The sequence below is a fragment of the Stagnihabitans sp. genome (assembly GCF_964946895.1).
In genome coordinates, this window is record NZ_CBBQHX010000025.1 from 1 (window position 1) to 25,846 (window position 25,846).

A 25,846-nucleotide genomic window follows, 5' to 3' on the forward strand; every position below is an offset into this window, starting at 1 on the left:
ACATTAAACCTTTCGGGTGGCTGCGCTGAGTTTTGAGTCCCAACCAGAAGTGGCTCATTCGCGGACTTCGTTTCCAGTGGGAGTAGACCGATGCGACGCGCCCCACATCGCAATGCGCCCCTCGCGTTCCGCCCCGTGCGTTGTAGTTGTGCTTTGCGGGTTTAGAGGATCGTACTGACCGGTCGAAAAAAGTGACATAACATGGATTATCGGATAATCGAGGATGCGCGGGTGACGTCTGGGCTGAAGTGTTGCTTTGTCGGAAGAACATTGACTTGCCACAAGCAGAGCCAATGTGCCTCGCGTTAGCGTCACCTCTGTCCCGAACGCCGCCGCTGGATCGCGCGTTGACGTGACGGCTTTGTACTAGGCCGGAATCTTCCATTTCAACGGTGTGACGTAGACGATGGTCTCACCAACGTTGACCATTACTTCGCCGTCCTGAATATTGATTTGCAGCTTCATCGCGCGGCTTGCCAGCCTTGCCAGTTTCGAAGTGTCTTTTTCGGAAAAACACGTGACCTGAAGATTTTCAAAACGGGTGGTACTGGCCTTGATCTTGTCCCACCACATGTCGGCCGTCCTGCCGCCATAGGGATAGACGATGACCTTTTCCGCTTTACTACAGGATTGACGCAGCACTTTCTCGCTGGGAAGTCCAAGGGCTACCCAGACATCGAGCTCGCCGCTCATGCTCTTTTGCCATATGTCCGGCTCTTCGTCCGTCGATATGCCCCTCGTCATTTCCAAACTTTCATGGGCATTCAGCGCGAAAGCGATGACGCGCAGCATCAGCCGTTCATCCGTTTCCGACGGATGCTTGGCGACCGTAAGTTTATGGGTCTCATAGTAGTGACGGTCCATGTCCGAGACCGAGAGTTCGACTTTGTAGATGGTGGCATTTTGCGCCATGACTTGTCCCAAAGCTTGAAAGAGCGACAGTGTTAATGAATGCGGTGCCCCTTTGAAAGCAGATAACAGGCGGCTGGGCGGTGAGACGTTGGTGCAACGCTTCCCAAGCGGAAGGTCTGCGATGCCTGCTTCGTGCTTTGCCAACTGCGATTTGTCAGCGCTGTTCATCCTTGGACACCGTTTGCGACCTGCATGCCAAGATCAGAAAGCTGGCGGTGGGCCATGATTTCTTTGCGAGAAACCTCAAGCCTTGGGCCGGGAAGCAAGACGGGGCACAATCGAACTTAACAACCCCGCGCTGTCGGTTAGGGCGCGGCGCGAAACGTGAACCGTTGCGGGTTTGCCTGATGCCGTTTGATGTGGGTTACGTGGCTACGGGTTCAGTTTCCAGAGCGGCGCGGACCTTTGCTTCGGCTTTGCGGGCGGGATATTCCCGAAGTACTCGAGGAGGCAGCGGTTGTGGAGCCCGTCGACCCACTCGAGCGTTGCACATTCGACCACCTCCAAGCTACAGCCGCCGCGGCCATCTCAAACTCCTGCTTGCAGAACAAGCGTGATGCGGCCGCCACCTTTTGGACCATTCGCGATCTCAAGTCTTGCACCAAACCCGGCAAGCAGTCTTTCGGCAATGGGCAGTCCAAGGCCAAGGCCGCGCAGCTTGGTCGTGACGAACGGCACCGGAGCGGCTCCGGTCATCGCGGCAGGAAACCCTTTCCCCTGATCGGTGACCGCCAGACGCACGCTTCCTTTCTGCCCAAGACCTCGGATGACAATTGCCCCGCCCTTGGGCATGGCCTCGATGGAGTTGGTCAGAACATTCTCCAGCACCTGCATGAAATGCGGAGCCACGAGATAGGCGACAAGGTCAGGTTCCAGATCAAGATCGAAGGTAACAGCCGCCCTGTCGGCACGTGGTGCGATACGGGCCACAGCCGCTGGAACAAGCGGCGCCAGAGGGATGGAGCTGGCTTGCCCCTGATCAGAGCCCGCGAACTCCAAAAGGTCTTTCACATGGCGGTCGATGCGATCAATCTCTCCGGTGATTTCAGCCACGGTGTCGTCGGCCAGTCCGGGCTGAGTGAGTTGCAAAAGCTCAGCCGAGGACCGGATCGAGGCCAATGGATTGCGCAGCGAATGTGTCACCGCTGCCGCCATCTGTCCCAGCGACGCCATCACGGACAGGCTTTGCAATTCAGCCGTCTGCGCATCGATCTTGTGCGTGGCACGTGTCGCAGCCCCATAAAGGGCCGCGATGATGACAAGGCCGGACAGGGCTGCCGCCGCCCAAACGATTAACTCCACGTCCATCAGAACCTGCTGCAAAGAACTGGCATCGCGGTAATACTCCACAACGCCGACAATGCCTGCCGGGCTGGTCAACGGCAGATACGCCTCGATCACTCTCCCATCGCTTGGAAATGGGCTGGGCAGTTTTGCATCCGGTGTGTCGCCAATGCCGCTGTTCAGAGACGTGCTGAACTGTCCGGTCAAAGCCAGGTCCAGATCATCTGTCTCCTGCGGCACTGTGCCAAGCAGGCTTTTGTCGGTAGAAAACCGGATCACCCGGTCAGGCCCATAAATATTGGCCCGCAAGAGCCCCGGCAATGATACGATATGGCGCGAAAACGATGCAAGCGCCGCTGTCCCTTCGGGTTTCATCAGCACGTCTGCACTGCCCTCGGCCTTCAGGATCGAGTTCAGGAACTCCTGCAACACGGTCCCCTCGCGCGCGATCATCTGTTGTGCCACATAGCGCGACAGCGCCAGAGCCAGACCCGCATGGACCAAAACCACCGTGGTCAGCGTGACCATCACCACCCAAAGGCGGAGGTTGAACCGACGCTCCATCGCCTATCCCGTATAATAGTCGCGCTTCAGACCGAATTTCTCCATCCGGTAGCGCAAGGTATCGCGCGTGATCCCCAAGGCCGCCGCCGCATTGGTTACATTCCCCGCTTGGTCGCGCAAGGCGGCGACGATCAGGGTGCGTTCCACATCTGTCAGGCCATTGTCAGAAGGCGCCTCGATTGGCGCGGCCAGCCCAAGGTCGCGGGGTTCGATGCCATCCCGCGGGCAAAGGAAGGCGGCCTGCTCCAGCATGTTGCGCAACTCGCGGATGTTGCCGGGCCAAGTATGGCGCAAAAGCAGTGCCTGCGCCTCGCGGGTCAGGTAGAGTTTGGGACGGCGCAGGCGAACTTGCAGATCGGCCAGCAGGGTTTCGGCGATCTGCAGCACATCATGGCCGCGCTGGGACAGCGGGGGCAGTTCGATGGTCACATGGGCCAACCGATAATACAGGTCAGCGCGGAACCGGCCGTCCTTGACCATCGCAGCCAAGGGGGCATTGGTTGCCGCAATCACGCGCAGATCCACCGAACGATCCTCAACCGCGCCCAGCATGCGGATACGGCCCTCTTCCAACACCTTCAAAAGCCGCGCCTGATGTGCCGGGGCCAGGGCCGCCACCTCGTCGAGAAACAAGGTCCCGCCATTGGCCGCCTCGATCAAGCCCAGCCGCCGCGCTTCGGCGCCCGGATAGGCGCCGCGTTCATGGCCGAACAATTGGTCGTCAATCATGGCATCGTTCAATGTGGCGCAATTCACCGCGACAAGCAGTTCAGCCGCCCGGGCACCACCAAAGTGGATGGCGCGGGCCACCAGGTCCTTGCCAGTCCCCGTCTCACCCAAGATCAGGACCGAAGGTGCAGGGCCCGGACCTTCAGCCGCGTGCAGGGCACGAATGCGGCGGTGGATCTCACCCATTGCGGGGGATGTACCCACCATGCGGTCCAGCCCCGCCGCCGCCTTGTCGAGGCTGTTGAGATACCGCGCCGCGCCCTCGCGCCGGGCCTGTTCCATCATGCGCTGCGCGATCAGGCCAATCTCCTCAAGCGCAACCGGTTTGGTCAAGTAGTCATCCGCCCCGGCTTTCATGGCGTTGACCGCCAAGCCGACCCCACCATGTGCGGTCATCATCACGATCTTGGTCCAAGGGTCCAGTTTGCGAACCTCGTCGATCAAGGACAGGCCCAGACCGTCGGGCAGGTTATGGTCCAGAAAGATCAGGTCGGGGTGCAGATCGGCCCACATCTGCCGCGCCTGCGCGAGGGTTGGCACCAGCTCGGCCCTGTATCCCCGCGTGGTCAAGAACGTGCGAATGTTGCGGCCAAGGATCGGCTCGTCTTCCACCACCAGAACCAGCGCGCTCATGGCCTTGTCTGACTTGGCATCGGGGTCCTTTGGGCGGGCGGAAAACAACATGCGCAGGATACCGTCAAAGGGATTTGGGGAAAGCGGAAAATGAAAGGGACACGCAAGGTCAGGTCAAGGGCAATCTCAAAACACAGGGGGCCTGTCCACGCGGCAGGACAGGCCCCCATGGGACTGATCAGGGCCGATCAGATGCCCGGGCAGCGGGTGACCGGCGGGTAGTAAACGACGACCGGCGGGGGGGTCACGATCACGGTGCTGTCGGCGCCCGAGTTTTGCTTCTTTTGGCCAGCCCCAGCGCGGATATTGGTCGAAACTTTCATGTGTCTTCTCCTAGGTAAATGCGCGGTTCGCGCGGTTGATCGACGGCTGTCGATGGATGTGTCCCTTGCACAGGCTCGGGCATGGTTTCGATCTGCAGTGTCAGCCCGGTCAGGCGGGCAAGCGCCTCCGGCAGGAATTGCAGGCGAGGATGTGGGTCGTTCACCAGACGTGCGTGCAACACCATGTCCGACAGTGAAAAACTCGGCGCACGGGGGCGCTTCATCTGGTGGTTTATCATGGCTTGTAACGACGACGCGCGGGCCAGGTGGGCCGCTGCTTGTCCGGCAAAGCGGTTCAGGATGGCGGCAAGGTCGGGGCGCAGCGCCGCCGCATCGGGACAGGTGATCCTCACCCCGGCAGGCTGCGGGGTCTGGCGGCAAAGATGCAGCGCCTCGCGCTCCATCTCGGCGTAGGTGGACAGTCTGTGGGCACGCCAGTCAGCCCGACCAAGATACGAGGCATGCTCCAACCGGCGCGCGGCCTCTTCCGCTTCGGCGCGCCAAGCTTCCGGTAGGTTGGGCAGCGTTGCAATATCGGCCCAGGCTTCCGCCATATGCGGCCAGACGGCGAAACTGGCGGCGTGGGCGGCAAGTGCGGCAAAACCGTAGTCCATTGCCGCATCCAGCCGCGTCAGGGCGTCGGCCATCTCTGGGCTGATCTGGCCACCGGCGCCGAAACGCGGGCGGGTGCCCTCGACCAGCACGGAAAGGAATTCCCATATGAAATGCCGTGGCCCGGCGCAGACCCCCGTCTCGGAGTGAAACGACAGAGAGCGTTCGGCATAGTCGTAAAGCTCGGCCGTCGTCACCACGGATTGGGGCGGCAACATGGGCTCGGCGGTGGGGACGAACATCATCTGATGTACCACAATCCGAAGCCCATCTGTCACCCGGAACAGCGACGACAGCACCGGATGCAACGGGCCATCGAAGGCCTCTAACGTGGGGAGTGACAGCACCGCGATGCAAAGCCGCTCCACCTGGCCCAGCGTCAGTGGCGCGCTGATCCCGGCGCGGTCCAGATAACGGGCGCGGATGTCCGCCAGCACCGCCATCATCTCGGGCCAATGGGCCCGCATCGCCTTGAGAGCGGTCAAGTTCATCGGCTTGTCGTCAGCGTGGCGGGTGCCGGAATAGGTGCAGGCTTGCCATTCGGTTGGGCGATCCAGCCGCAAGGCGCGTGGAAAAGTATTGGCCTCGCCCACCTGCCGGTCATCGGTGTCCAGCGCCGGATGGGCGATGCGGAACACAGGCACGACCAGTTCCAGGTGGCCGGGATTCAGCGGCACCTGCAAAGCCGCCGCCACCGCCCGCGGGGCGCGCCAATCAAGCGCCTTTGCTGCTGCAGGCAGGTCCGGCGCCACGGCCTGGCGCAGAACCGGCTTTGCGGCGTGGTCTGTCAACAGGCCAATGCCGCGTAACGTGTCGATGGCCGCCGCCAGATCCTCGGGCGCAGCCATCGGGCAAATACCGGCGGGCACGAAAGGCTGCCCGGCGGCCAGTGCATCGGCCAGCGGCGCCAATGGCGCCTCATCAAAGGTGATCACCTCAGAGCCGTAATAGATCGTCGGTACCCCGCCCCGGTCTTGCAACACCACGCGGCGCGGCAGGCTGACATGCAGCAGGCCTTTCGCGTCTGGGGTGGGTTGCGCATTCATTGGGGGCACCTGATTCGGTTTTGGTGACGCCGGTTTAGGCCTGCAGAACCACTGGGCGCAAAACCCTGCATGACCTCTGGGTCTTGCCCCATCCCACTGGGGGATATGCCCCACTTGGGCAGAAACCTCGTCAAACCAGACCAAAGGGCGCACTGCGCGCGCGCCAGGTGCTTGCCCCCTGCCGCCAAAGCCAAGCAGGTCAGGGCAAAGCAATTCCACGGATCAAAATGCGCCTGACAGCTGTCGAAATCCTCCAGACCTCTGCCATGGATTGCGGCCCCGCCGCATTGGCCAGCCTGTTGGCGAGCCTTGGCCGGCCCATCAACCTCGGCCAGCTGCGCGATGCATGCCAGACGGATCTGGATGGCACCTCGATCGACGTGATGGAACAGGTGGCCAACCGTCACGGCCTGAACGCCGCCCAGCAGATGCTGCCCGACGACCGGCTGCCTTGGCACCTTCCCGCCCTCGTCGTCGTGCGGCTGCCCGATGGTGCCCCGCATTTTGTCACGGTCTGGCGCAAGTTCGGCCCGTGGTTGCAGGTCATGGACCCGGCGCGCGGCAATTACTGGACCCATAGCGCCCACTTGCTGCCCACACTTCTGCGCCACAGTCTGGCCGTGCCCACGCAAGACTGGACTGATTGGGCCAAAGGCACGGCCAACCTGACGGCCCTGCGCAGGGTGGCCCGCCGCCTTGGCCTGCCCCCGGCGATGGTATCCGACACCGCCGCCGAGCCGGGCTGGTTCCCGCTGGCGGCGCTTGAGGCGGCGATGCGGCTGACCGAGGCACTGCCCAGTGGCAATGCCGCTCTCACCCGCGCCCTGATCGCCGAAACCCGGGAGGCTGAGGAGGACATTTTCCGACTGATCCCGCCGGTCTTCTGGCCCGTGATCCCCGACCCGAAGGCCACCCGCGGGGCACCAAGCCTGCTGCTGCAAGGGGTTGTTCTGCTGACCGTCCATGGACCTGCCCAAAGCGCCCGTCTGGCGCAACCGCGACGGAGCTCGTCACTGGTCCCGGCCGTCTTTCAGGGCGTCTTGCCCGTATTTCTACTGATCGGCACCGTGTTTGCCGTGCTGGGCACCCTGGCCGAGGCGCTGATCTTTCGCCGCCTCATCGACCCTGCCGGGTCCTTTCCCCTCGCCATCGCGCTGGTCGGAGGGCTTTACATCCTCCGCCTGACCCTCGGCTCTGGGACCCTGATGCTTGGCCGCCGGGTCGAGGCGCGTTGGCGTAGATCCATGCTGAGCAAACTTCTTCGATTGCCCGACCGGTGGATTGCCAGCCGCCCCTTGGGCGACCTGGCCGAGCGGGCCCAAAGCCTGCACATGATGCGGACCCTGCCCGGGCAGGTGCTGCATCTGGCGCAGTCGGTGACCGAGGTTCTGGCCTTGTCGCTGGGTCTGATCCTGTTGGCACCCTCGACCACGCCTTTCGTCGTGGGAATCTGCGCGCTGTCGCTCGGCTGGCCGTTTGTCGTCTTGCCGCTGCTGCGCGACCGCGACCTGACCCTGCGCAGTTTGGGGGCCGCGCAGGCCGGGGTGCTGATGGATGCCCTGCAGGGTCAGGCCGCCCTGCGTGCCCATCGCGGCGGCGCGGTGCTGACCGCCCGCTTCTGTCAGCTCTTGCAGGATTGGCAGGCCACGGCGCGCGCCCGCGCGACTTGCGCCGCTGTGGCTGGGGCCACGGGGCAGGCGCTGGTTCTGGTCCTGACTGCGCTTGTCATCATAACCCGGCCCAAGCTGGACCTGCTGTTTCTCTGGTGGCTTATGAAACTGCCCGACAGTGCGGCGGACCTGTCTGGCGTTTTGCGCCAAATCCCCGCGCAAGAGGCGATCGTGACCCGCGCTGCCGAAGTGCTGAACGCCCCCGACCGCCCCCATGCCGACCTGCCCTCCGCCTTGGTGGAGGCCCCGGCGCTGGGGTTCGCGCTGACAGATGCTTGTGTCACCGCCTCTGGCCATCCGGTCCTGAACGGCGTCACGCTTGCCGTTGCACCGGGCGAGGCCATTGCCGTGGTGGGCCCATCCGGTTCGGGGAAATCCAGCCTGTTGGGGCTTTTGCTGGGCTGGCATGATCTTGTGCAAGGTCAGTTGGTCGTCAATGGCCAGTCCCTGAGCGTGCCCGAACGTCATGCTCTGACACGCCGCATTGCCTGGGTGGACCCGACCTCCCGGCTTTGGGGCGATACAATCTCTGACACACCCGGGGCCCCTGCCGATGCCGACCTGCATCTTCCCCCCGAAACCCCGCTCGGGGCGGGCGGCGTGGCGCTGTCAGCAGGGGAGGGCCAGCGCCTGCGCCTTAGCCGGGCGTTTGCGCATCCTGACCCGGCTCTGGTTCTGTGCGACGAGGCGCTCCGCGGCCTTGATGCCCCGCGCCGCAGGACCCTTCTGTCCCTTGCACGGCAGCATTGGGCCGGGCGCACATTGATCTGGGTGACGCACGACGTGGCCGAAGCCATGGGTTTTGACCGGGTTGTCGTGATGCAGGACGGTCAGGTGGCAGAAGACGGCACGCCGCAAGGTCTTTTGGCGCAGAATGGCACCTTTGCAGCGCTTTGGCAGGCGCAGGTCGCGATGGAGGTGCGGATGGCACGCGATTGGCAGGCCGTTCCGGTGGAGCGTTTTCAGACGGGGGCCCATGTCCAACCTGCCACCTGAGCCCTTTGTGACCGACACTCTGCCATGGTGGCCGGACAGCGCCTTGCCACAGGCCCTGGCCCTGATCGGCGGCACGTCACTGTCCGGCCCCAATCAGGGTCCCGACTGGGTGCTTTGGGCCTGCGAGACGCTGAACCTGCAGCTTGACGCCGCGCCAATCCCGCAGGCCGACCTGCGCCACGCGCTGGGTGGTCTGGCGCCCGGTCTGATCTGGCACCCCTCAGGCCACTGCTTCCTGCTTGTGGCGCGAAAGGGTTGGCTGACAAGGGTGGACGGCGGCCGCATCCGCGCCGATCTGGATGTCATTGCCGCTACCCTATCACGCGCCCATCCCTCGCTTCTGCGGCAGGGGCGGCGGGTGGCGGCACTTGCGGGTGGGGATGAACGGCTGGCCCAAGCGCTGTGCACCGCCGCCCGGGCAGGCGACCCGGTCACCGGTCTGTGGCGCCTGCGCCCTGCCCCGTCCGGCTTTTGGCGCGCGGCCGTCCTGGCCAGCCTGCCGCATTTGGCTGTGGCCGTTCTGGCAGTGGCGTTGATCGTGCAAGGCTGCGAGGTGATCCTGTGGGCCTATCTCGGCGCGGCAACAATTGAGAGCTCAGCGCCAAATCCTCTGCCACTGATCGGCCTTCTGCTGGCTCCGGTTCTGCTGGGCCTGGGACAGAACCTTCTGGCGGAAACGCTGGCCCGGCGCTTGGCGGCCCTGCTGCGACGCAGGCTTCTTGGCGGGGCGCTGGCCCTGCCCGAAAGCGCCCTGCGAATGGATGGGCCAGAGGGGCTTTTGTCGTGCGCGCTTGAAGCGCAAGGCTTTGAGGGTGCAATGACTTCCGCCATTCTGGGTGCGCCACTGGCCATTGCCGGCACCGCGTGGGCGCTTTGGGTCCTGGCGCAGGGGGTGGTGTGGCTGGCGCCGCTCTTCCTCTTCCTCCTCGCGCTGCAACCCCTTCTGATCCGCCATTTCCTGAACTCATCCCGCCTCTGGACCAATGCGCGGCGCGTATTGAGTGCGCGGATGATCGGCTGGATGATCGGCCACCGCAGCTTGCCGCTCCTTGGCACACCCGAGGCGGTTCTGGCTTCCGAAGCACCCCACTTGGCCGCATATGCCACACACGCCGCAGCAATGGACCGGCGCAGTCTGCTGGCATTTGCGGTGCTGCCCAATGGATGGACGCTCGCAGCCCTCGTGATCCTTGCCGTCCTTGGCCTTGCAGACAATTCGGCGACAAGAGCCGTCACGCTGGGCGGCGTCCTTCTGGCTGCGCGCGGCTTTGTGGCTATGGCGGGGGTCTGGGCCAATCTGGGTGCTGCCCGCATCGCTTTCGACCAGATTGCCCCCCTGTGGCGGGCGAGGCACACGCCGCCCGCGCCAATCTATCCCCCGATGCCGCGTCCCGGCACGCCTCACCTACGTCTGCTGGCGCGACTGTTCAGGCCACTGCGCGGCTTGGACCTGGCGATCGATCTGTCCGTCCCGCCTGCCGCCCGGCTGTGGCTGACAGGTGCCTCTGGGGCTGGAAAATCCAGTCTGCTTCGCCTGCTGACCGGGGCCGAGGTGCCACAGGAAGGTGGACTCTTTACCGCCCATGGCCCTCTGTCCGCCCGCCATATGACCCGCGCCGCCGCATTGGTTCCGCAATTCCAAGACAATCACGTCTTCAACGGCTCCCTCGCGTATAACCTGCTTCTGGCGCGATCATGGCCGCCCGCACCCGCCGATCTGGCTGAAGCGCGCGCGGTGGCCGAAGCGCTTGGACTTGCCCCCCTGATCGCCCGCATGCCCGGCGGCCTGTCCACCCATCTGGGCGAGACGGGATGGCAACTCAGCCAGGGGGAACGATGCCGCCTTTTCCTCGCCCGCGCCCTGCTTCAGGGCGCGCCCGTTCTGGCCCTGGATGAAAGCCTCGCCGCACTGGACCCGATGACCGAGAGCCATTGCCTGACAGAACTGGAACAGCGCGCCGATGCCGTGGTTCTGGTACGGCATGGCTAAGCCACCGCTCTAACGCGGGAAGGGAAGTCTGACGTGTCGGCCAGGGATGCCGCGCCCTGCCCCATGCGGAGAGGTCGCAGCCCTTGCCCAACCGCAAGATCGAAGGATAGACCGCTGTGACCCTGCGCTGCCCCGCTGCTGCTGAAGTCGCATCCGGCAACTCTCTGACCCCTGCGACCCCTGCGCCCGCCGTCGACGCTCGTTCCTTTTGCTGCCACGCCGGCCAGTCGGAGCGCCCAATTGAGTGAACAGTTTTGCTAGATGCCGTTGCGCTGACCGTCGTTGGGAAAGGGTCGAACATTCAGCACTCCGGCGATTTGTGCGGCAATCGACAACAGGCGTTGGTCTTGGCCAAGCGCTCCGGTCAGTTGAAGGCCGACGGGCAGCCCGTCAATTGCCCCGCAGGGCAGGCTTAACGAGGGGTGGCCGGTGACATTGGCAAAGCCGCTCGACAGCATCTCGCTGTCCTGATCATCGACGATGACCGGGTCTTCATGCGGGGCCACGAAGGGCACGCTGGGGGCAAGAAGGACGTCAACCTGATGGAACAACCTCTCGACCCGGCAGGACAACTCGGCCTGAAAGCGACGGGCGGCGACGTAGTCGGTGGCCAGAACGCTGCCGCCTGCCTCGATCTGCACGCGGGTGCCAGGGGCATAGCCGCCGGGGTTCAGGGCCATGAGGGGGGCGTGGATCAGCGCGGCCTCGGGGCCGAGGATGGTCATCAGGGTGGCATTTGCCCGCTCCAGACCCGCGCAATCAAGGTCCACCAACGCGGCGCCGTGGTCTTGCAGACGCTGCAGGCAGGCCTGCACCACATCCGTGACCGGCTTGCCAATCGGAGTTTGCGAGAACTGCCCCGGGATCAGCCCGATCCTGATAGGCGCCTGACCCTCCGCCAGCGGCATCGGCATGCCGGCCAGACAAGCCAACGCAACGGCCGCATCTTCGACGTTGCGGGCCAGCGGACCGGCATGATCCAGGCTCCAAGACAGCGGGAAGACACCGTCCAGCGGCACAAGCCCGTAGGAGGGCTTTATTCCAACAATGCCGCAATAGGCCGACGGAATGCGGATGGAACCGCCGGTATCCGTGCCAATCGCGAGGGGGACGATTCCCGCCGCCACAGCCGCCGCCGAACCCCCGCTCGACCCGCCTGCGGTGCGGGTCGGATCATGCGGGTTGTTCGTCTGGCCGATCTCGGGGTGGGCAATGCCATAGGCGTATTCCAGAAGGTTGGTCTTGCCGAAGATCACCGCCCCCGCCGCGCGCAGTCGCGCCACGAGAGCCGCGTCCTTTGTGGCCAGGCGGGGTTCATGGACCTTGGATCCGTATCCGGTGGGCATACCCGCGACTTCGATCAGGTCCTTGATGGCGACGGGAATGCCGTGCAGCGGGCCAAGGTCGCGCCCGGCGGCGAGTTCGGCCGTCGCCTGACGGGCCTGAGCGCGCACCTGATCCGCCATCGGATTGGCGAAGGCGTTCAGCGCGGGATCCAGCCTCGCCTGCCGGGCCAGCGCCTGCTCCACCACATCGCTGGGGGTGAAGCTGCCGTTGCGGTAGCCCGTGCCGAGTTCCGTCACGTTGAGAAATGCGGTGTCCATGTCAGCCTCTGCCCAACCGGTCAAACAACCGCGCCCAGGCGATCTGGCCGGTCCGGAAGCTGGACAGGCGGAAATGCTCGTTGGGCGCGTGGTAATCCTCGTCCGAAGTAGAGAAGGAGAAGAAGATCGTCCCGACACCAAGGTTCCGGGCAAAGACCTCTCCGATCGGCACCGTGGCGCCCATGGCGACGCGCACGGGTGGGGCGCCGAGGACCTCGGTCAGAATGGTTTCTGCGGTCCTGAGGGCGGGCAAATCGGGGTCGAGTGCGAAGGCCGGCGTCCCGGGGCCTTGCTGGATCACGGTCAGCCGGAAGCCGGGGGGCAAGGCGGCCTGAAGGTGGCGCCGGATCGCCGCCACCACCTCATCAGGCACCTGACCGGGCACGAGGCGGCAGGTGATCTTGGCCGAAGCCGTGGCGGGAATGACCGTCTTGGACCCCGCCCCCGCATAGCCGCCGCTGATCCCGTTGAACTCCAACGTCGGCCGCAGCCATTGGCGGGTCAGCAGGGCGGCACCGGAGGGCATGGGGTCCGGTGGGGTCGCGCCGATCTCGGCAAAATAACCCGCCGCGTCAAAGCCCACATCGCGGATCGCGGTTTCGATCAGCGGGTCGGGCGGCAGGGCGGCATCGGCGAAACCGTCCACCCGCACTTCGCCGTCGCGGTCGTGCAAACTCGCCAGAATATGCGTCAGGGCGCGGATCGGGTTCGGGGCAGAACCGCCGTGACGGCCAGAGTGCAGGTCTTTGCCTGGCCCCTCTACCACCACCTCCAGCGCCGCAAGCCCCCGGCTTGCCACGGTGACCGAGGGCAGATCGGCCCGCCACATCGCGCCATCGGCCGAGACGACCAGATCACACGCCAGCCTTTCCTTCAGCCGCGCCACGGTGGGGTGGAAATTGGGGCTGCCGGATTCCTCCTCACCCTCGATCAGCACTTTGACGTTGAGTGGCAGGCCACCTTGCACCGCCTTGTACGCTGCTGCGACCAGGATCGGGATCAACAGCGGGCCCTTGTCGTCCGAGACGCCGCGGGCATAAAGCTTGCCGTCCCGGATCGCGGGATCAAAGGGCGGGGTCAGCCATTTCTCAATGGGATCGGTGGGCTGCACGTCATAGTGGCCGTAGACAAGGATCGTCGGCGCCCCCGGCACCGCGCACCATTCTGCCAGCACGCAAGGATGGCCAGCCGTCGCAATGACCTCCACCGTCGGGAAGCCCGCGTCGCGCAACTGGCCCGCCATAAACTCCGCAGCCTCGTCGATGCCCGCCGCATAGGCCGGATCGGTCGAGACGCTGGGGATGCGGCAGAACCGGATCAGGGTGTCCAGCGCCTGCGCCTCATGCGCGACAAGCCAGTCTTCAACAGCGCTCATTTGCCGCCATCCACGCCAAGGACCTCGCCGGTGATCCAGCCGGCAAGGTCAGAGGCGAAGAACATCACCGCATGGGCGATGTCCTCGGGGCTGCCCAGACGGCGCATCGCGATGCCCTGCACCAGGGCCGCCTGCCCCTCTGCCCCCATTGCGTCCCATTGCTTTTCCGTGCTGGGGTTGGAGCGTACAAAGCCCGGGGCGACACAGTTGACCGTGATGCCGAACGGCCCCAGTTCATGCGCCAGTTGCCGGGTCAGGCCGATCTGCCCGGCCTTGGCGCTGGCATAGGCCTGAATGCCGGTCAGGCTGATGGTCCGCCCCGCGCCAGAGGAGATGTTGACGATCCGCCCCCTGCCCTGCCGCTTCATCGCCGGAGCCACGGCCTGCGCCATGAAGAAAGCACCGGAGAGGTTGACGTCGAAGATGTCCTGCCAATCCGCCGCTGAAATTTCCTCCAGCGGGCGTCCCTTCTGCCCGCGCACTCCGCCAGCGTTGTTCACAAGGATGTCGACCCCGCCGCGCTTGGCGACAATGGCAGCGACCGCCGCCTGAACGGCATCACGGTCGCCCACGTCAAGCCTCGCAGTCTCGCAGGCGGGGCCGCAGAGGCGCTGCGTTTCGGCCAAACCCTCCGTATTCACATCCAACCCCACGACATGCGCGCCGCGCGCCACGAAAGCCTGCGCCATGGCGCGGCCAAAGCCATGCGCGGCGCCGGTGATCAGGACGGTGCGCCCCTCGAAGGTGATATGCATCTCAGATGCCCTTTCCCGCGGATGCCAGTTCGACGAGGTTGTCCATCGTCAAGGCGCGCTGGCCATTTTCGATGTCCTGTATGAGGCTGATCAGCTTGGCCGTCAGCGGAGTAGGGATGCCGTGGCGGGCCGCAACCTCGACAATCGGGCCAAGCTGGGCCAGCACCTCGGTCTTGCGCTTTCGGATGGCCAGATCGCGCCAGATGCCGGAATGGGATTTCGCCGACTTGCGGTTGTGGATGACCATGTCGTTGAACGAAGCGTCGATCAGCGATTGGGGCGCATCGGGCTGGAAGGCTGCCGGGTCAAAGCCGTTGAAGGCTTCGGTCCGGATGCCCTCGGCGGCGGCCACCTTCCCGGTTTCCTGCCCCAAAAGGGTCAGCACGGGGCGCACATCGGGATTGGCCAGAACGTCGGCGATGCTGTCATTCGTCACGGCCGTGCCGAACAGCAAGGCCCCGTAAACCAGCTTGCCCCAGAGATAGCCCCAGATGTTCGGCGTCAGCACGGCCTTGGGTTCAAAGTCCTGCATGAGCCGGTGCAGGGCCTCGATGCGCGGAGTGATCGCGCCGTCCAGTTCCCCCACCACCACCGCGCCGTGGCCGGAGTAATGCACCACCCCCGGCTCCAGATAATCCGCGCCGAAGTTCACGAAACAGCCGATGGTGCGCGCTTCCCCCACAGCCTTGGCGATGATCAGCTCGTTCAGGCCGTTCTGGGCCGAGACGACGACGCCATCCTCCGCCAGATGCGGTGCCAGTGCAGCCGCAGCGCCTTCGGTATGCTGGGCCTTCACGCACAGGAAGATCAGCTTGTGCTGGCCCGTCACCTGTTCCGGCAAGAAGGCCTTGGCCTTGACCACATCCTCGTAGATCGGGCCTGCGATGCGAAAGCCGTTTGCGTTGATCGCATCGACATGGGCGGCGACCGTGTCGACGAAAATCACCTCTTGCCCCGCCCGCAGGAAAGAAACCCCCAGCGAGCCGCCAATCGCCCCCGCGCCCCAGATGACGATGGGCGAGGTCAAGACCACGGCCCTTCCATCAGGGCCCGCGTCTCGGCAATCGCCACGTCCCAGATGCGCTGCATCTCGTCATCCGGGCGTTCATAGTAGCCGCCGAAGTTGCCGTCGCCCAGCAGGGCACGGGTGGCAGCGGGGTTCATCGCCCGCATCCGCTCGAAATCCACCATCGGCTTTTGCTGGCCGGGTTGGGTGACGCCGGGCAAGCGCGTCCACGGGAAGTTCTCCATCCACGAGGCATGGGACGCGACCGGGTCAGTCTCCTGCACCGCCTTCAGCGTCAAGGGCGCGTTCCACCAGTTGTGGAACTTGACCGAGCATTCGGGATTGTCGGCCATCCATTCAATCGCAAGGCTGCCCGCCGGAGAGTTGCCACCATGCCCGTTGACCATGAAGATCCGCCGGAAGCCCTGCGCCTTCATGCTGTCCAGGATATCGCGGATGATGCGGACATAGGTCTCGACCCGGATGCTGACCGACCCCGGATAGGCGAGGAAATAGGGCGTCACGCCATAGGCCAGCACCGGAAACACCGGTGCACCCAGCGGGGCCGCCGCCTCCAAAGCCACGCGCTCAGCCAGAATGGAATCCACCGACAACGACAGGTAGGCGTGTTGTTCGGTGCTGCCCAGTGGCAGGATCGCCAGATCGTCGGTCTTGAGGTAATCCTCGACCTGCTGCCAGTGCATCTCGGATATCTTCATGAAGCTTCCTTTCTTGGGTCGATCAGAGCGATCGCGTCCGCCAGGGGGCTTTGGCTGGCGGCGGTTGGGCTCAGCAGCGGCATGACAAGACGGTCAATGTCGCCCGGGTCGGGAATGTGGCGGTATTCGATCCGGAGGGCGCCAGGTTTCGCCATTGCGGCCGCGGCATCCGCGCCCGTGGCCAGCACGACCACGTCACAGTCAGCCAAAAGCGCCGCGATGCCCGCGTCTTCCAGATTGGCCGCCACGATATCGCGGACATGCGCCGCAAAGCGCCGCACCCCCAGCGTCAGCACCGGCAGAAAATCGGCAAAGCGCGAGACCACCCCCACCCGCGCCATCGGGTCGATGGAAGCCAACGCCATCCGCGTCGCCTCGGACGGGATGAAACGGATGGAGAGGATCGGCACACCCGGAAGTGCCTCGGTCACCGCCGCCTGCAGGTTGGCGAAGGTCAATACCAGATCGGCACCACGCAACCGCGTGCCATGATCAGGATCAGCGGCGATCTGGTCCAGCGTCGTCGCTTCGACCACGGCATGATCGCCGACCTGCGCCGCGACACGCTCGGCATAGCTGGCGGTGGCGTCGGCAAAAAGTCCGACCATGGCAATGAACTTGCGGCGTCCTTGCGCCAGACGGGCCGCAACCCTGGCGTTGATCAGACCAGGTAGATCCTCGGGCCTGACGCCCAGACCCAAAGCCAGATCGGTGACCTGATCGATTGCCGCCCGCAGCCGCGCCCTCTCAGGCCCCGAGGCCAGGCGCGCCATCGGCGAATCAGCGACCAGCGTGCCGGAACCAGAACGAGTCTCGATCAGCCCGGCTGCCTTCAGCTCGGCATAGACCTTGGCAACCGTCATTGGCGACACATCAGCCTGCAGGGCCATGTCGCGGACGGACGGAAGGCTAGCGCCAATCGCCAGCTCTCCAAAGGAAATTCCGTCTTCGATGGTGCCTTTCAACTGCTGGCGCAGCGACAAGCTTAATTTTCGATCAATCTGAACCTTCAAGACCATCTCCGATTGATACACTATTGTAGTACGCTTTCACAACGATCTGCCCTATAATTCAACAGTTAAGGGTCATTTTCAACAGAAATACGCGAAAACTGTATTGTTGACAGAATTTTATTCTCGTGGGACGCTGCATTCCAGTAGAACACTAACGAAGAAATTTGGAGGTTATTCACATGAAAATAGTGTCACTCGTGGCCCTTGCGGCGGCGCTTTTGGTCAGTGGGAGTCTTGCCGCCAATGCAACGGACCGGGGCGGCGTGATGACCTATGGTCGCTACGCCGACAGCATGTTCCTCGACCCGGTTTTGAACGATGCGAACGTCGATATCTGGGTGCTGTCCAACATCTATGACACACTTCTTTTGCCGACGGACGATGGGCAGGGCGTGCAGGCCGGCCTCGCGACCGACTGGAAAGTGTCGGATGATGGCATGACCGTCACCCTGAAACTGCGCAAGGACATCAAGTTCTCGGACGGCTCGCCCATCATGCCGTCGGACGTGGTCTGGTCGCTGAAGCGTGCGGCCAAGCCCGACAACGGCATCTGGGGCTTTCTGGTCAGCGCCATCAAGGACGTGACCGGCGCCGATGACGGCACGATCACCATCAGCCTGAATCGCCCGGACCCCTCGATCATCCCGGCGCTGACCGTATTCAACACCGCCATTATGCCCGAGAAGCTTTTTGAAGCTGCACCCGGTGCGACCGACGCCGACAAGGCCAAGGCCTTCGCCGAACACCCGGTTGGCTCCGGCCCCTTCATGTTCGACTCGTGGGAGCGTGGTTCGACGATGAAGCTGGTCAAGAATCCCTACTACTGGGCGCTGGGTGACGACGGCAAACCCCTGCCCTATCTGGATGGTGTCACCTTCGAGGTGATCCCGGACGACGCCACCCGCATCCTGAAGCTGCAATCGGGCGATTTGGATGGGGCCGAATTCATCCCCTACGCCCGCGTGGCGGAGTTGAAGACGGCCGACAACCTGAACATGGACCTCTTCCCCTCCACCAAGATTGTCTATCTGCCGCTGAACGTGCGCCCAAAGATTGATGGCGTGGACAACCCCTTGTCGAACCCCAAGGTGCGCCAAGCCCTGAACTATGCGACCAATAAGGACGCAATCATCCAGATCGTCACGCAAGGCGTTGGCACGCCGATGAAATCCTTCATGTCCTCGGCTACGCCGCTGAATTCGGGGACCGGCGCCTTGTTCCCCTATGACCTCGACAAAGCCAAGGCGCTGATGAAAGAGGCGGGCTATCCGGACGGTTTCTCGACCAGCCTCATGGTTCTGGCGGGCAATCAGGATGACCTTGGCATCGGCACCGCCGTGCAGCAGATGTGGGCGGCCATCGGCGTCAAGCTGGAGTTGAAGCAGGTCGACAACGCCACCCGCACCGACATGTACCGCAATGGTCACTTCGCGATGCAGACCTCGACCTGGACGGACGACATCGCCGACCCGAGCGAGATCACCTCGTACTTCGCCTACTCGCCGACCATCGAAGCCCAGCATTCCGGCTGGAAAAGCGACGAGGCCGACAAGCTGTTCGAAGCCTCGCAAAGCGAGCGTGATCCGGCCAAGCGGGCCGCACAATATGCGCGCATCCAGGAAATCTACAACACCGACGGGCCTTTGATCTACCTGTACGAGTCGCCCTATCCGGTCGCCTTGAACAAGAAGGTTAACGGGTTCATCCAGATCCCGCTCGGCAACAACATCTTCCGCGCCGCTTCGCTGACCAAGTAAGCCTTGCCCGGCCCGAGGTGCCGCCTCGGGCCGGGTTTTCCTTTTCGGATCGGAGAGCCCTTGCCTTGTCGATGTCCCTTTTCCTGCTTCGGCGATTGCTGCAACTGATCCCGACCTTTGCCTTCATTCTGGTGGTGGTGTTCGTGCTGGTACGACTGCTGCCAGGCGACCCCACCAGCGCCATTCTGGGCGAACATGCCAAAGATGCGGACGTGGCCCGGATCAACCACGAACTTGGACTAGACCAGCCGATCCCCGTGCAATTCCTGCTGTTCCTGAAATCGGTGGCGCTCGGCGACCTTGGCGCTTCGATCCAGTTGAAAGTCCCGGTCACAAGCCTGATCGCACAGCGGTTGCCGGTGACGGTGATGCTGACAGTGATGGCCGCCCTGATGGCTGTCGTGATGGCCGTTCCTTTGGCCTTCATCGCGGCCTTGCGCCGGGACGGTGCGACGGACAGCAGCATCCGCGGGGCGTTTCAGATCGGCCTGTCGATGCCGGTGTTCTATCTTGGGCTGATCCTGTTGACCGTCTTCGGCGCCCGTCTGGGCTGGTTTCCGGTCGGGGGGTATGGCGAGGGATTTTTCGACCACCTCTATCATCTGTTCCTGCCCGCCTTCAGCCTTGCGCTAAGCCTCGCCGCTATCCTGATGCGCAACCTGCGCGCGTCCATCATCGGGGTGGTGGATGCGGAGTATGTGGTCTTTGCCCGCTCCAAGGGCATCGCGCCCTTGATCATCCTGGTGCGGCACGTGCTGCGGTCGGCGCTGATCTCGACCGTGGCGCTGTTCGGCCTGTCGGTTGGCACCCTTCTGGGGGGCGCCGTGATCACCGAGACGGTTTTCGCCATCCCCGGTGCGGGCCGGTTGATGATCGACAGCATCTATGGCCGCGACTATCCGGTGGTTCAGGGCATGACGATGGCCTTGGCCGTGGTCGTCTCGCTGACCTTCTTCCTGACCGATGTGGTCGAGGCCTGGCTTGACCCGAGGGTCTCCCGATGAGCCGCCTCAAGCTTCCAAGGCCGCTGATCATGGGGGGCATCCTGATCGGCGCCAGCATCCTGCTGGCCACCTTCCCGCAGCTTTTTGCCCCATATGACCCGGTGGCGATGGACTACAACGCCCTGCTGCATCCGCCCTCCTGGGCGCATCCTATGGGCACCGACAACTTCGGCCGCGATGTCCTGAGCCGGGTGATCCACGCCTATACGATCGACATGCAGATCGCGTTCTTCGGCACGATCTTCTCCTTCGTCTTCGGCATCATCATCGGCGCGGTGGTCGGCTATGCCGGAGGTGCCGCCGATGCCGTTTTCGGCCGGATCGTCGATGCCGTCATCACCTTCCCCTTCCTCGTGCTGGTGATCGCCATCGTCTCGGTCCTCGGGCCGGGGCTGGTGAACATGTACATCGCCTTGGCCGTCGTGGGCTGGGTGTTCTACGCCCGGATCATCGCCGCCGAGGTCAAGGTGCAAAAGCGGCTCGACTATGCCGACGCGGGCCGGGCGATGGGATATACCCCGCTGCGGATCATCTTCCGTCACTTGCTGCCCAACGCCATCACCCCGGCCATTGTCTATGTGGTGACCGACATGGCGCTGGCGATCCTTCTGGGGTCGAGCCTTGGCTACCTTGGCCTTGGCGCGCAGCCTCCGGCGGCGGAATGGGGGGTGCAGATTGCCGATGGCAAGAACTTCATGACGACCGGCTGGTGGATTTCCGTCTTCCCCGGCATCGCCATCGTCATCACCGGCCTCGGTTTCAGCCTGATCGGCGATGGCCTTGCCGAAGTGTTGAGGACGCGCAAATGACCGCCCCCGCGCTGCAGGTCAGCAACCTGACCACCACCTTCGGCCACCATGGCACCGCCGTGACGGCGGTTGACGACATCTCGTTCACCGTCATGCCCGGCGAGGTTCTGGGTCTGGTGGGCGAATCCGGATCCGGCAAAAGCGTGACCCTGCGGTCGGTCATGCGGCTCATGCCGCAGCATTCCTCCGTCACCGGGCAAGTGCTGTGGCACGGCAGCGATCTGATGACGATGACCGAACCCGAATTGCGCAAGGTCCGTGGCGGCGAGATTTCCATGATCTTTCAGGAACCCACCACAGCCCTGAACCCCGTCCTGCCCGTCGCCGTGCAGATCGAAGAGAACCTGCGCGCCCACACCGCCCTGTCCAAGGCCGAGCGGGCCAGGCGCAGTCTGGAGCTGATGGACCTTGTCGGCATTTCCGATGCCAAACGGCGCTTGACCCAGTACCCGCACCAATTCTCCGGCGGGATGCGGCAGCGGGTGATGATCGCCATCGCCTTGGCCAGCACGCCGAAACTGCTCTTGGCGGATGAGCCGACAACCGCGTTGGATGTGACCATTCAGGACCAGATCCTGAAGCTGATCCTTGACCTGCGGGACGAGCTGAAAATGAGCGTGGTTCTGGTGACCCACGACCTTGGCGTGGTGGCTGCCACCTGTGACCGCATGGCCGTGATGTACGCAGGCCGCATCGTCGAAAGCGGCCCGGTGGCAGAGGTCTTCGGCCAACCCAACCACGCCTACACCCGCGGCCTTCTCGGATCGGTCCCGCGCAGCGGCACCGAGCGCAGCCCGCTTCTGTCGATCGAGGGGACGCCGCCCGGCCTGATGAGCCGCCCGACCGGTTGCGCCTTCCACCCGCGCTGCGTCTTTGCAACCGACCGCTGCCGCAGCGAAAGCCCCGCATTGCAGGCCATGGCCCCCGGCCACGACGCCGCCTGCTTCCACAGTGACCGCGTCAAGGCGGCAGGATTGGCCGGATCATGACCGAGGCTTTGCTTTCCGTCCAAAACGTGGCCAAGGAATTCCCCCTGCCCCGCAATCTGGTCCAGCGCCTGCGCGGTGCGCCGCGCCAAGCGGTGCATGCCCTGAACGGGGTCAGCCTTGAGGTAATGCGCGGCGAGACTTTGGGCATCGTCGGCGAAAGCGGTTGCGGGAAATCGACCCTCGCCCGCTGTCTGGTGCGATTGCACGACTGCGACGAGGGCCGCGTTCTGTTCGGTGAAACCGATATCGCCACCCTCTCCGGCCCCGCCCGCCGCGCCTTCAACGCGCGGGTGCAGATGATCTTTCAGGACCCGTACAGTTCCCTCAACCCCCGCATGAAGGTGCGCCAGATCCTGACCGAGGCGCTGTCCGTCCACAAGATGCGCCCCGCCGACCAGATCCCGGCCCGGATTGCCGAGCTTCTGGAGCTTGTCCGCCTGCCGCAGGATGCCGCCGACAAATACCCGCATGAATTCTCGGGCGGACAGCGCCAAAGGATCGGCATCGCCCGCGCCCTGTCGGTGGAGCCCGAGGTGCTGGTGGCCGATGAACTGGTGTCGGCGCTGGACGTATCGGTGCAGGCGCAGGTGGTGAACCTGCTCTTGCAGTTGCAGGAGCAGTTGCACCTGACCGTGGTTTTCGTGGCCCATGACTTGCGGCTGGTGCGCCATATCTCGCACCGTGTCGCGGTGATGTACCTTGGCAAGGTGGTCGAAGTCGGCCCGACGGAGGCGCTGTTCTCAGCCCCGCGTCACCCCTACACGCAAGCCCTGCTGGCGGCCGCCCCGGAACTCGACCCCACCCGGCGCACCCGGCGCGTGGCCGCGAAAGGCGAGTTACCCAGCCCCGTCAACCTGCCGCAGGGCTGCCTGTTCAACACCCGCTGCCCGAAGGCGTTCGATCGCTGTTTCAAGGAACGCCCAGTCCTGACGGCCAAGGGCAATCACCTCTCTGCCTGTCATTTGCCCGGATAGGCCCATGTCCTACGCCGTCTTTCAGGCCCAGATCGCCCGCATCAACGACATCCTTTGCAGCGTGAACCTGCTGTCGTGGGACGCCCGCACGGTGATGCCTGCAGGCGGTGTGGAGTCCCGTGGCCACCAGATCGCCACACTGACCAGCCTCGCCCGTGACCTTGCCACCGGCGACACCCTGCGCGGCGCCATGGACGCTGCCCGCCGCGACCCGGACCCCTTGGCCCAACGCGCCCTTGACCTCGCCGAGGCAGAGATTGCCACCCTTACCCGCATTCCCGCCGCCCTCATCACCGAACTGGCAAGCCTGAAGACCGCCGCCCATGCCGCTTGGGCGGAGGCGCGGGCGGCCAATGACTTTGCCACCTACGCTCCGCTCTTGTCCCGCATGATCGCCCTGCAACGCGAGATCGGGCAGGCCTTGGGCGCCAACCCCTATGACGCGCTGATCGGGCTTTATGAACCCGGAATGACGCAAGACCGGCTCTTTGTTCTCTTTGGACAGTTGAAGACGGCGCTTGTTCCGCTGATCGAAAAGGCCACCTCAGCCCCGCAACCCAGGACGGATTTTCTGACGCGCAGCTATCCCATCGCCGCGCAGAAGGCCTTTGCCCTGACCATCGCCGCCAAGATGGGCTATGACCTGAACAGGGGCCGTCTGGACGACTCCATCCATCCGTTCGAGATTTCCTTCACCCGGGGCGACGTGCGCATCACCAGCCGGTTCCGCGAAAACTGGCTGCCCGGAGGGATGTTTGCCCTGTGGCACGAGGCGGGGCATGGCATGTACGAACAGGGCATCTCGCCCGCGTATACCCGTTCGATATTTGCCACTGATCTGGCCAACCTTTACGCCGTGGGCGGCGCCAGCTTCGGCATGCACGAATCCCAATCCCGCCTGTGGGAAAACCGGGTGGGCCGCTCCCGCTCTTTCTGGGACCTGCATTTCCCTGACCTGCAGGCGCATTTCCCCGACCAGCTCCACGATGTGACAGCTGCCGAATTCTGGGCCGCGGTCAATCAGGTCCGCCCTGATTTCATCCGGGTCGAGGCGGATGAGCTGACCTATGACCTGCACATCATCCTGCGCTGCGAGATCGAGGCGGCGCTGATGGCGGGCGATCTGGCGGTGGCAGACCTGCCCATGGTCTGGGCCGCGAAGATGCAAAGCTATCTGGGCCGCACGGTTCCGAATGACACTTTGGGCGTCCTGCAGGACGTGCACTGGTCGCAGGGCTATGTCGGCTCCTTCCCGACCTATACGCTGGGCAACATCATGTCCTCGCAGATCTTCGCCTCCGCCCGGCAGAGGCCAGCGATTGCGTCAGGCCTTGCGGACGGCGACTACGCCCCTCTCCACGGCTGGCTGGCCGAAGGCATCTATGCCCACGGTCGCGTCTTTACCCCGGCGGAGACATTGGCGCGGATGACCGGCAGCGCCCTCGACACAGCGCCCTATATCGCCGATCTGACCGCCAAGGTGGCAGACCTCACGCGCTGACCAAGGCATCCCGATATAGCCGCAAACCCTCTGCCAGTGAGGTCATCGGGCTGAACCCCAAATCGCGCGTTGCACGGCGGTTGTCGAGCATTGCGGGCAGCGCAGGGACCGTCGTGCCGGTCAGCTTGATTGCCGCCTTCGGAAACAGGTCCTGAAAGGCCTCGACCACCCCCCGCATCGGAAGGCCGCGACCAGAGGAGATGTTGTAAACCCGTTCGGTCAGCGTCGCCTGTCCGGCGCAGAGAAGCCCGCTAACCGCATCCTCGATATAAAGATAATGCGTGATGTCGTCTGGCGTGGCTTCAACACTCACGGCGGCGCCCGACAGCCCGCCCCGGATCATCGCCTCCAGCGAGGTCGGCGTCTGGCGTCCCGGTCCGTAAATCCATGCCAGCCGAAGGGCCACGGCATCCAGATGGTGTTCGCGGACATAGCCGTGCATGGCCGCCTCGGCCGCGACCTTGCTGGCACCATACACCGTCACCGGATGCGGCAGTGTGCTTTCATCCACCACCCCAGTCAGATCACCGTAGACATCGCAGGTCGAACAGACGACGATCCGCGCAACCCCATGCCGTCTAGCCGCCTCCAGCACATGCGCCGTGCCAAGCGCGTTGATCTGCCAGATCGCCAACGGCTTATCGGCCAGAACCATCGGGCCTGAGACGGCTCCGCAATGGAAGATCGTCTGAAATCCGAGAGCCACCAGCCCGTCGACCTGCGCGAAGTCCGTCAGATCGCAGGGCTGATCCTGCCCGCCAAGATCGGAGCCCGTGACGCGGTGCCCAAGTCCGCGCAACCGCTTCACCAACGCTGCGCCAAGGAACCCTGCGGCCCCTGTCACCAGAACCCGGCCCAAGTCACGCGGCATCATGTGCCGCCAGTTCCGCCACTAGCGCCGCGGTGCTGACCTGCCGGCAATAGCCCTTGATCGCCCGGACCGAGGCCTCTTGCCGCTCGGCCGTATAGGTGGCGCAGGCGTCGGGGACCAGCGTGACCAGGTAGCCCAGGTCGCAGGCATCCCGCACCGCCGATTCGACGCATTGATCGGTCAGAAGGCCGCACAGGATCACCTGACGCTTGCCCAGACTGCGCAATAAATAGTCGATGTTGGTCGAAACAAAGACGCTGGAGGAGTTCTTCTTCACGATGATCTCATCCTCGCCGGGGGCAATGGCCGCACTCACCTGCGCCTCCCAAGACCCTTTGGCGACGTTGATTCCCGATATCTTGTAATCAAGGCTGCGGTCGCGGCCATCCTTGGTCAGGTTCTCGATCACGGCATAGATGATCTCGACGCGGGCCTCGCGCGCGGCCTGCTGCAGGGCCTGCATGTTGGGCAGGGCGCCCTCGTCAAGCCGCTGGAAATAATAGTCATATTTCGCCTTCTCTGCCCGGGTCAGCGCCTTGAAATCGGCGGCCTCGCGTTCGGTGGCGTAGTTCTGGACGTCGATGAAGATCAGGGCCGTCTGGCCCGGATCAATCGCCACGTCGCGTGTCAAAGTCTCGGCCATGCGCCCTCCTGATCCGGTGCAGATCGACTGTAAGCGCACTTGTAACAAAAGCAATACGCGTGCTAGC

At 64.0% G+C, this 25,846-nt stretch carries 21 protein-coding genes; 8 read left to right on the top strand and 13 right to left on the bottom strand.

All coding sequences use genetic code 11. The annotated features are described in order from the left end of the window. Positions 1–366: 366 nt before the first annotated feature. From AC1Y2B_RS15490 to AC1Y2B_RS15510, 5 genes are all read right to left on the bottom strand, one after another. The gene (locus AC1Y2B_RS15490) at positions 367–912 is read right to left on the bottom strand and encodes a YaeQ family protein (protein ID WP_482254063.1); all 546 of its coding nucleotides are present in this window, start codon (positions 910–912) and stop codon (positions 367–369) included. 528 nt (positions 913–1,440) lie between these two features. Continuing rightward, complete coding sequence (locus AC1Y2B_RS15495) at positions 1,441–2,760, bottom strand: sensor histidine kinase (RefSeq protein ID WP_482254009.1); 1,320 nt, start codon at positions 2,758–2,760, stop codon at positions 1,441–1,443. 3 nt (positions 2,761–2,763) lie between these two features. Further along, positions 2,764–4,122: a sigma-54-dependent transcriptional regulator gene (locus AC1Y2B_RS15500; protein ID WP_482254010.1), complete on the bottom strand. Its 1,359-nt coding sequence runs from the start codon at positions 4,120–4,122 to the stop codon at positions 2,764–2,766. Between the two features lie 188 nt (positions 4,123–4,310). Then, positions 4,311–4,445, bottom strand: a complete 135-nt coding sequence (locus AC1Y2B_RS15505) for a hypothetical protein (RefSeq protein ID WP_482254011.1) — start codon at positions 4,443–4,445, stop codon at positions 4,311–4,313. Next, positions 4,442–6,103: a hypothetical protein gene (locus tag AC1Y2B_RS15510; RefSeq protein ID WP_482254012.1), complete on the bottom strand. Its 1,662-nt coding sequence runs from the start codon at positions 6,101–6,103 to the stop codon at positions 4,442–4,444. The genes AC1Y2B_RS15505 and AC1Y2B_RS15510 overlap by 4 nt, the downstream gene beginning before the upstream one ends. Positions 6,104–6,330: 227 nt before the next feature. Between AC1Y2B_RS15510 and AC1Y2B_RS15515 the strand changes: the two genes are divergently transcribed. Next, complete coding sequence (locus tag AC1Y2B_RS15515; protein WP_482254013.1) at positions 6,331–8,769, top strand: cysteine peptidase family C39 domain-containing protein; 2,439 nt, start codon at positions 6,331–6,333, stop codon at positions 8,767–8,769. Continuing rightward, positions 8,750–10,759: an ATP-binding cassette domain-containing protein gene (locus AC1Y2B_RS15520; RefSeq protein ID WP_482254014.1), complete on the top strand. Its 2,010-nt coding sequence runs from the start codon at positions 8,750–8,752 to the stop codon at positions 10,757–10,759. Before AC1Y2B_RS15515 ends, AC1Y2B_RS15520 begins: the two co-directional genes overlap by 20 nt. 257 nt (positions 10,760–11,016) lie before the next feature. Here the strand turns inward: AC1Y2B_RS15520 and AC1Y2B_RS15525 are convergent, their stop codons facing one another. From AC1Y2B_RS15525 to AC1Y2B_RS15550, 6 genes are read right to left on the bottom strand one after another with little or no spacing between them, the layout of a single operon-like run. After that, positions 11,017–12,363: an amidase gene (locus AC1Y2B_RS15525; RefSeq protein WP_482254015.1), complete on the bottom strand. Its 1,347-nt coding sequence runs from the start codon at positions 12,361–12,363 to the stop codon at positions 11,017–11,019. Between the two features lies 1 nt (position 12,364). After that, a complete protein-coding gene (locus AC1Y2B_RS15530; protein ID WP_482254016.1) occupies positions 12,365–13,738 on the bottom strand; it encodes a dipeptidase in 1,374 nt (457 codons plus the stop codon). After that, a complete protein-coding gene (locus AC1Y2B_RS15535; protein ID WP_482254017.1) occupies positions 13,735–14,493 on the bottom strand; it encodes an SDR family NAD(P)-dependent oxidoreductase in 759 nt (252 codons plus the stop codon). The genes AC1Y2B_RS15530 and AC1Y2B_RS15535 overlap by 4 nt, the downstream gene beginning before the upstream one ends. Position 14,494: 1 nt before the next feature. Next, entirely contained in the window at positions 14,495–15,520 is a 1,026-nt protein-coding gene (locus AC1Y2B_RS15540) for a ketopantoate reductase family protein (protein WP_482254018.1), read from the bottom strand. Next, the gene (locus AC1Y2B_RS15545) at positions 15,517–16,218 is read right to left on the bottom strand and encodes a creatininase family protein (RefSeq protein ID WP_482254019.1); all 702 of its coding nucleotides are present in this window, start codon (positions 16,216–16,218) and stop codon (positions 15,517–15,519) included. The genes AC1Y2B_RS15540 and AC1Y2B_RS15545 overlap by 4 nt, the downstream gene beginning before the upstream one ends. Continuing rightward, complete coding sequence (locus tag AC1Y2B_RS15550) at positions 16,215–17,231, bottom strand: GntR family transcriptional regulator (protein ID WP_482254020.1); 1,017 nt, start codon at positions 17,229–17,231, stop codon at positions 16,215–16,217. The genes AC1Y2B_RS15545 and AC1Y2B_RS15550 overlap by 4 nt, the downstream gene beginning before the upstream one ends. Positions 17,232–17,410: 179 nt before the next feature. On the opposite strand from AC1Y2B_RS15550, the gene AC1Y2B_RS15555 reads away from it, so the two are divergent. The 6 genes from AC1Y2B_RS15555 to AC1Y2B_RS15580 all read left to right on the top strand — a co-directional run bounded on the left by AC1Y2B_RS15555 (position 17,411) and on the right by AC1Y2B_RS15580 (position 24,265). Further along, entirely contained in the window at positions 17,411–18,988 is a 1,578-nt protein-coding gene (locus AC1Y2B_RS15555; protein WP_482254021.1) for an ABC transporter substrate-binding protein, read from the top strand. A gap of 71 nt (positions 18,989–19,059) precedes the next feature. Continuing rightward, positions 19,060–19,992 carry an ABC transporter permease gene (locus AC1Y2B_RS15560; RefSeq protein ID WP_482254064.1) on the top strand — a complete coding sequence of 311 codons (933 nt, stop codon included), beginning with the start codon at positions 19,060–19,062 and terminating at the stop codon, positions 19,990–19,992. Further along, entirely contained in the window at positions 19,989–20,801 is an 813-nt protein-coding gene (locus AC1Y2B_RS15565) for an ABC transporter permease (protein WP_482254022.1), read from the top strand. The genes AC1Y2B_RS15560 and AC1Y2B_RS15565 overlap by 4 nt, the downstream gene beginning before the upstream one ends. Next, positions 20,798–21,790, top strand: coding sequence for an ABC transporter ATP-binding protein (locus AC1Y2B_RS15570; protein ID WP_482254023.1), 993 nt, complete (start codon positions 20,798–20,800; stop codon positions 21,788–21,790). Before AC1Y2B_RS15565 ends, AC1Y2B_RS15570 begins: the two co-directional genes overlap by 4 nt. After that, positions 21,787–22,764 carry an ABC transporter ATP-binding protein gene (locus AC1Y2B_RS15575; protein WP_482254024.1) on the top strand — a complete coding sequence of 326 codons (978 nt, stop codon included), beginning with the start codon at positions 21,787–21,789 and terminating at the stop codon, positions 22,762–22,764. The genes AC1Y2B_RS15570 and AC1Y2B_RS15575 overlap by 4 nt, the downstream gene beginning before the upstream one ends. Before the next feature lie 4 nt (positions 22,765–22,768). Then, entirely contained in the window at positions 22,769–24,265 is a 1,497-nt protein-coding gene (locus AC1Y2B_RS15580; protein WP_482254025.1) for a carboxypeptidase M32, read from the top strand. Here AC1Y2B_RS15580 and AC1Y2B_RS15585 read toward each other — a convergent pair. Both AC1Y2B_RS15585 and AC1Y2B_RS15590 read right to left on the bottom strand, forming a co-directional pair. Further along, the gene (locus tag AC1Y2B_RS15585) at positions 24,255–25,139 is read right to left on the bottom strand and encodes an NAD-dependent epimerase/dehydratase family protein (RefSeq protein ID WP_482254026.1); all 885 of its coding nucleotides are present in this window, start codon (positions 25,137–25,139) and stop codon (positions 24,255–24,257) included. The genes AC1Y2B_RS15580 and AC1Y2B_RS15585 overlap by 11 nt on opposite strands. Next, positions 25,126–25,779 (bottom strand): cysteine hydrolase family protein, encoded by a 654-nt coding sequence (locus tag AC1Y2B_RS15590; protein ID WP_482254027.1) that lies wholly within the window; start codon positions 25,777–25,779, stop codon positions 25,126–25,128. The genes AC1Y2B_RS15585 and AC1Y2B_RS15590 overlap by 14 nt, the downstream gene beginning before the upstream one ends. Positions 25,780–25,846: the final 67 nt, after the last annotated feature.